The sequence below is a fragment of the uncultured Cyclobacterium sp. genome, assembly GCF_963976465.1.
Classification (GTDB): Bacteria; Bacteroidota; Bacteroidia; order Cytophagales; family Cyclobacteriaceae; genus Cyclobacterium.
In genome coordinates, this window is record NZ_CAXBOC010000101.1 from 1 (window position 1) to 12,861 (window position 12,861).

Here is a 12,861-nt window from a genome sequence, read left to right on the forward strand (position 1 = left end):
TTGTTGGAATAAACCGTTACCCCTTGACCTGAATAATACCCCTTGCCATGGGCTCCTTTAAGGAGGCTTCCTGCAGGGTTGGCATCAGTGTCATTCTTTTTTTTGTTGGTTACATTTCCATCTTCATAGAACTGTTTAACAGAAAGGTCATGCACATCCACCTCATAGAAGCCTTCTTCCATACTGGCATAGTAGATTTTATTGGCCGGGTCTGTCAGGTGTCTGGCATTCCCGGTATGCCTACCCGGCATAGCTGTATAGGGTATGGTCCTTACTTCTCCATTTTTCCCTATTGCATACGGGCCTATAAACAATTGCTCCGTTTCTTTGTGAATCATACGATTGGCCGGAGTGCCGCCTATACTCTCAGGCCGGATGTTCATATTCAGGTTTTGATCTATCTCATAAAGTTTATCCGAGGAGCCAAATGGCAAATGAGGCCCATAGGTGATTACCCAAAGCTTATCCGCCCAAGGAACCACAGCCCCTGTTCCACATTCCCCTTCATTGTTATAATAAGCTAAATGTGGATAAATACCACTTATGGATCGATGTTTATCGGCGCTTTCGGCTTCTTCTTGTTGACAAGCCGAAGTAGCCAATATTATTAGCGATAATAAATACAGAAATCTATTTTTTTTCATTTCAACTATTTTGATTCTGAAGTTAAATTACTTTTTTAACACCTTATTTATATGTGCTTCGATAAGCTCTTTGGCTGCAACTACTGTTGCTTGAATACCCGGTGAACCGATCAGGTTATTTTCTTCCAATGGGTCTTTTTTTTGATCATAAAACTCTTGAAAAATAACTGTTTCCAAGCTACTATTTTCAAAGGTTTCAATATAACGAAAATCTTTGTTGATTACTGTTAAATTCGGCAAAGCTCCGCCATAAGTACCTAACCCCTCGTATACAAAAGATTTCCTCCAATCTACAGGTGCTTTCTTTAAAAGTGGAAATAGGCTTTCACCGTGTAAATTTTCCGGTACCTGAATGCCTGCCAATTCCATTATAGTTGGAGCAATATCAATATTGACTACCAAATGATCTAAATCCGTTGGTTTTAAATCAGGGCCAATTACAAAAAGGGGAACTTGAGTGGATGGTTGATAGGGCAATACTTTACTTGTAAAGCCATGTTCACCTAACATCCAACCATTGTCACTCATAAAAAACACATAGGTATTCTCATTCAAACCAAGCTCTTCTATTGTTTTAAACAGCAAGCTGAGATAATCATCCATTTCTGTAATTACTGAATAATAATCCAAGGTATGTTTTTGGATAGCCAGGCTATCCGGATACCCATATGCTTTTGCTTGGCTACGGTTTCTTACAGATTTAAGGTATTCCGGCTTTCCTGAAAGATCATCTAGGCGGCTTTTGGCAACAGGCATTTCCGAAACCCGGTATTTTCTTTTGGTCTCCTTTCGGGCATCCCAAATTAAATCTCCATTCATATGTGGCAATTGGGTATTGTGGAAAAGGAAAAATGGCGTTTCTTTTTTAGCTGCATGCTTAATAAAATCCACTGCCCGTTCAGCACAATAAAGGTCGCAGTGTCTCTCTACCTTCTTTATTTCACCCTCATCATTTATGGTTCTGCCATAATAGGTGCCATTGCCTTTAAAGAAAACAGAAAAATCAAACCCCAAGGTTTTAGGCTCTTTTCCAAGATGCCATTTACCCGACATTCCTGTATGGTACCCTGCTTCTCTCAAATATTCGGCGACCGTTAATTCTCCCTCATTTAAATCACTCCCAAGCTCCAATACCCCGTTGGCACTGCCATACCTTCCAGTTAATAGGGCTGCTCTACTGGGGCTGCACAAGGAAAATACCACATTGGCCTGATTGAATCGTACAGCCTTTTCTGCCATGTGATCTAACATTGGGGTGATGATATGTCGGTTTCCATTAGCCCCTAGCCCATCAAATCTCAAATCATCTGCATATATAAAGATGATATTTGGTTTTTTGTCATTGGCCTCGGATTGGGCAATACCAAAATAAGGGAGCAATACCATGGCACCTACCATTAAAAGATGTATAGACTTTATCATAAAACTGGTTTTCATCTATCCGCCAAAAATCCCACTTAAAATGAATTTAGCCTTTGTTAATGATCCGGTCGGGAAACCTTAATTCACCCGACCGGAATTCAATATATTTTAATTAATACCCTGGGTTTTGTTCCAAGTTACTATTGATCAAGATCTCTTTTGAAGGGATAGGCCAAAGGTATTGTTTGGGTGCCTCAAATTGTCTGATGGCAAGTCGTTTTACCAAGCCGGCTTCATACATTGGAGACAAGTCTGCCACGCCATCTTCATCAATCTCAGGTGTCATCGGGAAAAACCATAAGTCTTGATCGATCACTTTATCCTTTAATTCTGCTACGTCGAGCATGCCATAAACATCTCTATTGAGCACTTTTTCAGCAATTTTCCATCGAATGATGTCACTGTACCTGACGCCTTCAAAACCAAATTCCATTCTTCTTTCAGTTCTAAGTATTGTTCTTAAAGCTGCTTGATCGGTGGAGGTAATCTCCGGGTATTGGGTTACCTCTCCCTTGTCCACACCATAAGCCCTAGCACGGACTGCGTTCATGGCATCATGCACACTTGCATCTATCTCTCCCAATTCAATTTTTGCCTCAGCGTACATTAACAATACATCTGCATAGCGCATTAATATTTCATCATTCTCTGCTTGATAATTCAATAACCAATCTTCATCCACTCCTTTCTTCCTGAGCAAACCATTGAATGAAGCAAAAGCAGCTACAGATCGTGTGTCATTATTGGTTTGGTAGCTTCCGGTATTGAAATTCATCACCTGTGTTGAATCCGGATGCGGCTGATACGTGAAATTCAAATGCCGTGATTGAAAAGGTACAATAGTAGCAGCGCACCTTGGATCCCTATTTTCAAAAGGGTTTCTGGGATCATATAAAGGGGATTCATCTATAGGCAAGCCATCTGTACATAAGTAAGCATGAAACAGGTCCCAAGAAGGGGCAAAAGCGCCACCCCAGCCTCCAACATTTCTGGGCAGGTAATTTCTTACACTCCAGGTTACATTCAGCGATCGAGACCTTGGCATGGCAAAAATTACTTCACTCGGATTTCTTGTACTAGTAAGAAACAATTCCTCATAATCGGGATACAATTCATGAACACCCAGGTCCATGCAGGCTTTTGCTGCATCCCTAGCTATGGCAAAATCGCCCATCTGCAAGGCGAATCTCGCCTTCATGGCATAGGCTGCACCTTTAGTGGCCAATTTATTTTCTGAAGAACCATAAGATTCGGGAAGCATACTAGCAGCAATATCAAAATCCTGATAGACCGCTTCCTTTACTGTATTTTTGTCTGTCCTTCCCATGGTGAAAGCCTCTTCCAAACTTAAGATATCTGTAGAGTAAATGACATCCCCAAAGTAAAAAACTAGCTCTCCATACTTAGCAGCCCTAACAAAATGCGCATTTCCCTTGAACTTGTCAATGGTGGCTTGAGGAACTGTTCCTTGGATTTTGTCCATGTTTAACAATAAAGTGTTAGACCGGGCTATAACTTTATAGGTATTGGCCCAAAGTGTATTTAAGGTCCCCCACTCTCCATTTATTGTGGCATTGGTCACAGGGGTCAAGGCTTCCCTATTGGTAAAGTCATCCGTCCAGCTATCTTCATAGCCTTGCCAAAATACACTTCTAAATATATCGTTAACTGACATTTCAACTTCTGTGGCATTGGAATACCAGGCTTCACTCGAACCTTCTGATAATGGATTCAGGTCTAGATCAGCACAGCCAACCATTCCTACCAAAAGCGTGGAATATAATATTGATTTTAATTTCATGGTAAAGTTGGTTTAAAATTGAACAGAAACACCCATTAGAAAGGAAGAGGTAATCGGATAACCTGTGGTAGAAACTTCCGGATCCCATCCTTTGGGATAATTATCAAGCGTTAACAAATCTGTTGCATTGCCATAAACCCTAATATTTTGCATGCCCAACTTTTCTGCTATGGTAGTAGGAAGGGTGTATCCCAAGGAAATGTTTTTCAACCTGAAATAGGCACCATTGATCAGCCAAAAATCAGACATGGTATAGTTATTTGAACGGCTATTTCGGGTAAGTCTAGGATAACTCACAGTCTCATTTTCTGCCAAAGTATTGTAAGTACTCCAGTAATTACCATCTAGAATTTGAGGCACAGATCCCCAGTTTTCATAGATCGGTTCCACCATCAATCCTGACAAGCGACTATTTTGTTTTCCCACTCCTTGAATCACAAGACCGAAATCAAAGTTTCTAAAATCCAACTGTATATTACCTCCATACAATAACCTTGGCATGCTACCTCCCAACAAAGTCCTGTCATATTCAGGACTAATTTTTCCATCAGGTTCTCCATTCGGACCGCTGATGTCTAGGTATTTTACATCTCCCGGCCCTACATTGGCATTCATTACCGGAGAATTGTCCACCTCTTCTTGGGTTTGGTACAAACCCTGGGAAACATAACCATACCATTCATCGAATTCTGATCCTTGTTTCCTAACTTGACTTCCTAAGAATTGGATCCCACCAAGATCTCCCATCACTGATTTGAAATCTGAAAGGTTAAAGCTCACACTGTATCCCAACTCATTGATATCATCCGCCCAGCCAAGGTCAAATTCCCAGCCTTTGGTGTTCATTTTACCTGTGTTTTGGTCAGGGTTATCAAAACCGATATAATCAGGAATCTCTAATGGCAAGAGCATATCACTGGTAGTCTTTTCAAAATACTCAGCTGATAGTCTCAAGCGATAGTTCAGAAAGTTAGCATCAAAGCCTATATTATAGGAAGAAGTCTTTTCCCAAGAAATGTCAGGAATGGCATATTGCCACTGAGCAGAGGACTGAGATGAAACCACATTGGAACCTTGATGAAACAAAACGTTGCTAAACCCTATGGTTGACTGATAAGGGTAATTACCAATTCGTTCGTTACCTAAAGTACCATAAGAACCTCTCAACTTAAGAAAGGAAATGGCCTCATTGCTTTTCAAAAAGTCTTCCTCAGACAGTACCCAACCTGCTGAGAAGGAAGGGAAGGAACCCCAGCGATAATCTCTGGCAAAGCGAGAGGAGGCATCGTAACGTAAGTTTCCTTGGATAAAATATTTACTGTCATAGTTGTAGGAAAACCTTCCAAACCAAGAATTGTAAGCATTTTCATAAGCATTTCCTCCATTGTTTCTATATTCCAATGGCCCCAAGTTCAGGTAAGGGTAGTTGTCCAATAAAAACTGATCTCTAGAGGCAGAAAGGTTTTCATAAAAAGCTTGAAAACTTTCGTTTCCTGCCAAGACATTCAAGGTATGTTTGCCAAAAACTTTGTCATAATTTAACAGCAACTGGGTAGTCAACTGGTAATTGTCATTCCTACTCTCACCTAAATAAGTAGAATTGGCCCACTGAAGATTTCCTAAAGTAACTGTAGGATCATCCCATGCAGTATAACTTACTTTTTTCTGGAAATTTTTCCCCTTGTTAAAACCAAAATTAGGGGAAGCGATGGCAGATATTTTTAAACCTTTGGCAATTTCATAATTTAACCCTAATCGACCACCCACTTGGTTTTCCCAATTTTGCCGAGAACCGCCATACTTTAACTGGCCGTAAATGTTTGCTCCGGTTTTTCCTTCAGCAACCCTGCCATCCTGCCATTCTGCAGCATAAACCGGTGCTGAAATATTCATCATATAGATGGGATCATCTCTCTCCTAAGAAAAATATCTGCTGTAAAGCCAAGTTTCTTCGTGATATTTCCATCCGTATTTACCCTGGCAGTAAATCTTTCAAAGGTCCTTCCTTCATACAAAGCATCAAATTTGTCATAAACAAAAGAGGCTTTGGTACGGATAGCATCTGTTCCTCCCGAAATATCCAATGAATGTCGTTGTCTGGGCGCACTTTTCTTCAGAATCAAACCTACCCAATCTGTGTTGGGGTACAAATCCGGATTGGAGGCATTCAACTCCATATAGTTGTCAACCATATCCTTGGGGTATAAGGGATACTCGTTGCCATCATTCCCGTTGTCATTCCATCTCAATTCATTTACCATCTCCATATACCGGGTTACATTCACATATTCCGGTATTCTAGTAGGTACTTCTGTACCATATTCAAAATTATAATTCAGTCTCAACTCACCCTTTTTGGCCCTCTTTGTCGTTACCAAAATCACACCGGCAGCGGCCCTTGATCCATAAATAGACGCTGAAGCTGCATCTTTTAGCACTGAAATATTTTCAATATCATTGGGATTGATATGGTCTATACTGTTTACAGGAACTCCATCCATAATGATCAGTGGGTTACTATCCCCAATGGTTGTAATTCCACGAATTCGGATATTGGCGGAAGAGCCGGGTGCACTGTTACTACGGGTTACCATTACGCCGGAAACCTGACCCTGTAAAGCTTGAGATACAGTGGCTGTTCTTCTATTGGCCAGGTCTCGACCACCTACAGTAGCGACAGCACCGGTTAAGTCAGATTTTTTCTGTGTACCATAGCCCACTACCACCACTTCTCCAAGATCAGAGATCTCAGATTCAAGCTTGACATCAATATTGTCTTGGTTTCCTACAGTCACTTCCTGATTTTTAAAGCCTAGAAAGGAGAAAACCAGTACAGATTGCGCGTTTGGCACACTCAATTTGTAGTTGCCATCAATATCTGTCACAGTTCCTTGACTGGTTCCTTTCACCAGGATACTTACTCCGGGTACGGGCAAATCCGAATCATCTGTGACCGTACCTTTTACTTGCACGGATTGTGCATAAGACTCCCCGAAACCTAACAATAAAGCAAGGCATAGGAATAAAAGTAGTTTTCTTTTCATTTTGGGTTTATTTTAAGTTAAAATACCAAAGTTACACGACCCATAGGGGTCAAAATTAAATTCTAAACTACGCAAATTTACCAATCATTATAATAGATTTTTTAACGTAAATTAATTTTTTATACTGCAAACGTTTTCGATAACGTTATCATTTAGGAAATGAGCAATAAAAGCTTACTTTTATTAAAAAATAGTAAATTGGCTTTTATCCAGAATTAGTATTATTAATTAGTTAGTTTATTTTTACAGTTTATAATCAAGCCCAAAATTTTATGTCCAAACCCATTACCATAAAAGATATTGCCAAAAAATTAAATGTATCCGTTGCCACAGTGTCAAGAGCTTTAAGAGGTTCCACTGAAATAAAGAAAGAAACAAAAATGGCTGTTCTTGAGATGGCCAAAGAAATGGACTATCATCCTAACCTCCTTGCAAGTAGCCTTAGCAGCAAAAAATCCAAGATTATAGGTGTAGTGGTCCCAACAATCAACCGTTACTTCTGGTCCAATTCGATTTCAGGAATTGAAAACATTGCTTATAGTAAAGGATATAAAGTGATGATTTTTCAATCTGGAGAATCCTTTACCAAGGAAGCCGAAATTGTAGAAACACTAGCCAATAGCAAGGTGGATGGCATTATCATAGCTTTCTCTAAAGAAACAAAGAATTTTATTCATGTTCAGGAAGTAATTAATAGAGGAATTCCGGTGGTAATGTTGGAAAGAACTTGCAAAAATTTAACCGCATCCAAAGTACGGACTGACGATAAAAACGGTGCCTATACCATCACAAAACATTTGATTAGTAAAGGAAGAAAAAATATTGCGTATATCTGTGGTCCATTGTCCTTGGATGTATGTAGGGATAGGCAAAAAGGTTTTCAAGATGCCTTGAAAGAAGCCGCACTTCCATATAAGGAAGAATATGTTGTGGAAGTAGAAGATTTTAGATTTGACCAAGCCGGCCGGGCATTGGAAAAACTATGGGGTTTGCAAATAAAACCAGACGGTATCCTTTGTTTTGCCGATATTCTAGCCATTGGCACTATTCATGCTGCGGAAAATCTAGGAATAAAAATACCTGATCAGCTATCTATTGCAGGTTTTGGAGACGATGAAACCAGTCGCTTTATACGGCCTGCCATCACAACTATGTCCCAACCTTCTTTTGAAATGGGAGAATTGGCTGCTCAAATCATTTTGGAGGGGATCCAACTTTTGGGAGAGCCCCACCCAATTCGGTCTGAAATCATTAAGCCACAGATTATTATTAGGGAGAGTACGTGAGTAATGCATTTACGTTAAAATTCTTTTTCTCGCTAAGGCGCAGAGGCGCTAAGAAGGAAATGAAAAATATTTTGAATACTTGTGCCTTCGATCAGTTATTTTAGGGTTTTATTTTATTTAAAGAGTAATAAAAAATTCTTTGCGACTTTGCGACTCTGCGTGACACTCTTTCCTGAAAACGAATGCGTCCTATTGATTTGCTCGCTAAGGCGCTGAGACGCTAAGAAAAAAGAATTCTCGCTAAGGCGCCAAGACGCAAAGGAAAGAATTTATCATATTTTGAATACTTGTGCCTTTGATCAGTTATTTTAGGGTTTTATTTTATTTAAAGAGTTAAAATAATTCTTTGCGACTTTGCGGCTTTGCGTGAAATTCTTTTCTCAATACGAACACGCCCTTTTTATTTGCTCGCTAAGGCGCAGAGACGCTAAGTGGGCATTTCTTTGCGGCTTCGCGGCTTTGCGAGAAATTCTTTCCTAAATACGAATCTATCCCTATTGATTTGCTCGCTAAGGCGCTGAGACGCAAAGAAGGTAGAGTACTTATTTTTAATTGCCTGCCTCATTGATTTGCCTATGCAGTGGTAAAAAAATTACCAGGATTGTGGCAATATTGTTGCTTTTATTGTTCTCCGGATTTTATTGCATAGATAGAATAGGTATGGAACTCCGGTTCCACATCTCCAGTATACTTGTCTCTACAAAGAATACGGTTACCCGGAAGGAGTAATATTTCTGACATCGGATCAAAGGAAAGTGGAAAACTGATTTCCTGAACCTGTTTACCATCTTTAATCACAATGCCATGGTAAAGGGAAGGATCCATTAACGGGAAAAAGTTGGGCTCTTTGGATTTGCGCACCTCGGTAGCTGCTTCAGAAAGCCCTTCAAAATACAACATTAATTGGAGGTTTGGACTGAATTGAAACAATCCAATATTTTTGGCATTTTTCGTCAAAGAAAAACTGTCATGGTTAAAACTTATTTTATTCTTCAACTCAAATTCGTTGGCCATATTATAGATGCCAATTTCAGTAGACCTTTCAAAGGTTAAATAAAGCAACTTCTCCTCCCTATCTAAAGCATAAATTGGTGTTGGATTTTTTTCCTTGTTTTTCTGGTCCACTTCAAAATTTGGGAGCAATTCTGAATCAAATGGCAATACCCAGTCCAAATCCTGCTTTTGAGGGTTATACTGCTCTATTAAGTACTTTGCCATCTCTCCCTCACTGCTGCCCATGTTTAGTACACCTGAGAAAAAATTTGTGAAAAAATAAGGGACCGAATCATTGAATAGTTGATAATATGGAATACTAAATTGCGGTCCGGAATAAAATACAGTGGTTTGTGAAGAAACAAAACGTATCCTATTATCCACTTCCCAATCATCGTTAAATTTCAAAAACTCAACCGAGCTTTGGGCTAAATATCCGCCTTCTTCCTGATTAAACGAAGCTGCCAGAAGGCTGGAGTTGTATTCATTGGGACCTTCCCCTTTTCTATAAATAGCTTTTAAAACCTTGCCTCTCTCATCCAAAACCAAGAATTCCTCAGTAATCTTATCTACTGCCAAATACCGACCATTATTGGTATTCACATCAAGAATCCTAATGTCGGTGTCCCTATGTACACGGATAGAGTCAACTTTTTCAAGGTAGTAATCAAGATTGATCTCTGATCCTGAATTCCTGTCTGAATTGCAGGCAATACAATAGAAGGCGATCGCTATGATTCCAAATTTTACAACTAAAAATGTGACCTTTCTTGTAACCAGTTTAGTCATGATAAAGAATTAATATTGTTCTTTCAATATATGCTTTTTAACCAACCTACTCAACAACCTTCAACCCTACCCTAAAAAGCCGGAAATAATCCTTTTCCACTTCTTCGTCCGGTTTTTCCATCATCCATAACTCGCCATTGCGGAGTATCATACTTTGGGCGGCATCGGAGAGGTACTCTTTATCCTTTAAGATCCGGTACACCACCACAAAGTGCCTTTTATCCCAATGGGCGATCAGGGGAAGCTGCGCCTGTTTCAGGCGGTTAAAATCAAGCTTTGCCCCTATGGTTTTAAATCCGATGGATTCCGCTGCCTCGCTTAGCTTGAGTAGGTTGCTTCCGGAGCGGGTGGTTTCCGAATATTCCCGTATTTCCTGCAGGGAGATCAGTTTGCCGTAGTACTTGGCAATGATGCGCAGGCAGGTGGGACCACAGTCTTTGGCATCTGGTTGTTTGTAAAAGGGGAAAGTGGTTTTCAAAAAGATTTCGTTGAGTGTTATTACAGCAATATGTAAATCTTGGTAATTAATTATTTAATAAATATTATTCTAACTTTAAGGACACCTTAAACAATCTAAAGTAATCTAGTTCAACTTCAGGATCAAATTCCATCATCCACAATTCCCCGTTTCTAATTATTGTACTGCTTGGCCATAAATTTCCAGGATCTATCTCAGCGAGAAGATTACCATTTAAGTCCAAGACCACAACCCTGTTTCTATATTTCTCCCTCATTTTTGTAATAAATTCTTTTCTCTCATTAGGGGATAGATTGGAAGCAGAAATCTCTCGATCATAGGCGTCATATCCCGGGAAATAAGTAACGAGAAAAAAATCTCCCACTTTTTTGATATTCGTTATTTTACCGTAATTTAACCATAACCATTCCAATTCAGTATGGTAGCTATCCTTACCCTTAAAATACTGGTAATCGGGCAATTCAATTGGAATACGAGATAATATAGAATAAGGAAGTGAACTGCGAAATGTATAAATGACAGGTTCAATTCCAAAAACCACATGAATAAATTCATCTGATGTGGTAAATACAGGAGTCCAAGAGTCCCGGGCAAAATACTTCCCGCTCCTAAACAAACTGGATTCGGGGAATTGAATGATGGGCTCAGCTTTGCCAGTTTCAGGGTAAATCCAAGACAAAAGATAGGCTTCATGATAAAATCTTAGATCATTATGTCTCATGGAAGGGCGGGAAGCATTCCAATAAAGGTATTTGTCCCCTTTTGCAGTCATACCTCTTCCCATACCGATTTCTTTATAATTTAGTTGAAGATCATGTTTTATTTTCGAAATATTTTTACCGGTGTAATCATACACGAAAAATCCTTTGCTTCCATAAACCAGAAATGTACTATCATTCAGTATTGTTGCATTGGCATTCATAGATCCATAACTATCCGGCATATCACCTTCTTTAGAAAAGGAACTCATAATTCCATCTTTGAAATGGGCAATGAATAGGTTTGTTTGATCTTCCTTGAAATCGGAAAAAACAACTTTTTGGGAAACAGGATCCAGATCATGAATAACCGGATTCCCTAAAAACTCAATAGTTACACTGTCAATTTTCTCGAAAGAAGCTGATTTAACTCTTTGATTATCCTCATCTCCGGAAACATTGTCCTTAGCCCCGCAGGAACACAATCCTAAAATAATAATAATGCGAAAATTCAAATGCTTTACTAATTTAAAAATCATATATAAGTAAGTAGGTTTTCTTCCATGGGGAACCAATAGCTCCCTATGGAAGAAAATTATCAATTAAGAACCAACACTACAATCATAAGAAGAATTACAACTGTCACAACAATAATAACCACCTTGTTGAGCTGCAATGGACATTGCTGTATCCTTATCCCACCCGCAGGTGACAGCCCACCCGCCAGGTTTTGTAGTGTCCGCCCATTTTGCCTTACAAGTTCCAAAACCACCAGATCCACCAGATCCACCATAAACCCCTGCCATTTGATTTCTCTGCAGCACATCCTCTGCTGCCAGCTTTAATTTTTCTAAATTCAACTTTTTCATTTTTCTTTTGATTAATGAAGTTTATTGTCTACTAGTCCAAATAAGGACACCTGAGATTTGTGCCCATTCGTCGCGACTGATATTTATTTCACCTATTTATATGCATTTATTTCTTTGATGTGCGTAATTCGGTAATCCTTTGGTAATTGATGTCCATTGATAAAGATGGTTGGGGTATGGTTAATACCCTCCTTTTCAGACTAGGACTTAATGGCTGTTAAGGATTTTATTAAATTAGAAATAGCTGCTATTTATATAGTGACAATTTTCGTACTATTTAACTAATCCCTTAATTTAATAATAAAATTTAGAAAGCCACAAGTTTGACATATAAAAAATCAACTACTCACATTGCTTAGGTCTTGGGCACAAATAAAAGGAAACTGCCTGAAAAACAATTTTTTTATTTTTAAATTTGAATCAATCCATTAATAAAATCCAAATGACAAAGGAATTAACCCTATCCTGCTTTTTGCTATTCATTTCACTAAATATTTTTGGCTATCAAAGGGTAGCAGCATCTAAAAATACCCTTCCAAATATAATCTTGATCAACGTAGATGACATGGGTTGGAGAGATACTGGTTTTATGGGCAGTCAATTCTATGAAACTCCAAACTTAGACATGTTGGCTTCGAAAGGGATGATATTCAATCAAGCCTATGCTGCAGCGGCCAATTGTGCTCCTAGCAGGGCTTGTATGATGAGTGGAGAAAACACTCCCCGCCATGGCGTGTATACAGTAGCCAATTCCGATAGAGGGAAATCTGAAAACCGCAAGCTTGTTCCCACCGTCAATAATCCAACCATTGCTGACCATCACCTATTGTTCACAGA

10 protein-coding genes and 1 pseudogene are annotated in these 12,861 nt (G+C 39.2%); 2 read left to right on the top strand and 9 right to left on the bottom strand.

Features of this window, described 5'->3' with window-relative positions; translation table 11 throughout:
- The 5 genes and pseudogenes from AAC037_RS07810 to AAC037_RS07830 form a co-directional block, all read right to left on the bottom strand.
- Window positions 1-644, bottom strand: a pseudogene (locus AAC037_RS07810) (hypothetical protein); the annotation flags it as partial.
- Between the two features lie 27 nt (window positions 645-671).
- Complete coding sequence (locus AAC037_RS07815) at window positions 672-2,066, bottom strand: sulfatase-like hydrolase/transferase (RefSeq protein WP_339902456.1); 1,395 nt, start codon at window positions 2,064-2,066, stop codon at window positions 672-674.
- A 112-nt stretch (window positions 2,067-2,178) separates the two neighbouring features.
- Window positions 2,179-3,867, bottom strand: a complete 1,689-nt coding sequence (locus AAC037_RS07820; RefSeq protein WP_339902457.1) for a RagB/SusD family nutrient uptake outer membrane protein — start codon at window positions 3,865-3,867, stop codon at window positions 2,179-2,181.
- A gap of 12 nt (window positions 3,868-3,879) precedes the next feature.
- The gene (locus AAC037_RS07825; protein ID WP_339902458.1) at window positions 3,880-5,763 is read right to left on the bottom strand and encodes a SusC/RagA family TonB-linked outer membrane protein; all 1,884 of its coding nucleotides are present in this window, start codon (window positions 5,761-5,763) and stop codon (window positions 3,880-3,882) included.
- A complete protein-coding gene (locus tag AAC037_RS07830; protein ID WP_339902459.1) occupies window positions 5,760-6,911 on the bottom strand; it encodes a SusC/RagA family TonB-linked outer membrane protein in 1,152 nt (383 codons plus the stop codon). The genes AAC037_RS07825 and AAC037_RS07830 overlap by 4 nt, the downstream gene beginning before the upstream one ends.
- A gap of 272 nt (window positions 6,912-7,183) precedes the next feature.
- On the opposite strand from AAC037_RS07830, the gene AAC037_RS07835 reads away from it, so the two are divergent.
- Window positions 7,184-8,197: a LacI family DNA-binding transcriptional regulator gene (locus AAC037_RS07835; RefSeq protein ID WP_339902460.1), complete on the top strand. Its 1,014-nt coding sequence runs from the start codon at window positions 7,184-7,186 to the stop codon at window positions 8,195-8,197.
- Between the two features lie 621 nt (window positions 8,198-8,818).
- Here AAC037_RS07835 and AAC037_RS07840 read toward each other — a convergent pair.
- The 4 genes from AAC037_RS07840 to AAC037_RS07855 form a co-directional block, all read right to left on the bottom strand.
- Window positions 8,819-9,979 (bottom strand): 6-bladed beta-propeller, encoded by a 1,161-nt coding sequence (locus tag AAC037_RS07840; RefSeq protein WP_339902461.1) that lies wholly within the window; start codon window positions 9,977-9,979, stop codon window positions 8,819-8,821.
- A 46-nt stretch (window positions 9,980-10,025) separates the two neighbouring features.
- Entirely contained in the window at window positions 10,026-10,457 is a 432-nt protein-coding gene (locus AAC037_RS07845; protein ID WP_339902462.1) for a cysteine peptidase family C39 domain-containing protein, read from the bottom strand.
- A 64-nt stretch (window positions 10,458-10,521) separates the two neighbouring features.
- Complete coding sequence (locus tag AAC037_RS07850) at window positions 10,522-11,694, bottom strand: hypothetical protein (protein ID WP_339902463.1); 1,173 nt, start codon at window positions 11,692-11,694, stop codon at window positions 10,522-10,524.
- Window positions 11,695-11,757: 63 nt separating this feature from the next.
- Window positions 11,758-12,024, bottom strand: coding sequence for a hypothetical protein (locus AAC037_RS07855; protein ID WP_339902464.1), 267 nt, complete (start codon window positions 12,022-12,024; stop codon window positions 11,758-11,760).
- Between the two features lie 442 nt (window positions 12,025-12,466).
- Between AAC037_RS07855 and AAC037_RS07860 the strand changes: the two genes are divergently transcribed.
- Window positions 12,467-12,861: sulfatase-like hydrolase/transferase (locus tag AAC037_RS07860; RefSeq protein ID WP_339902465.1), on the top strand; the 395-nt coding region annotated here is incomplete at its 3' end.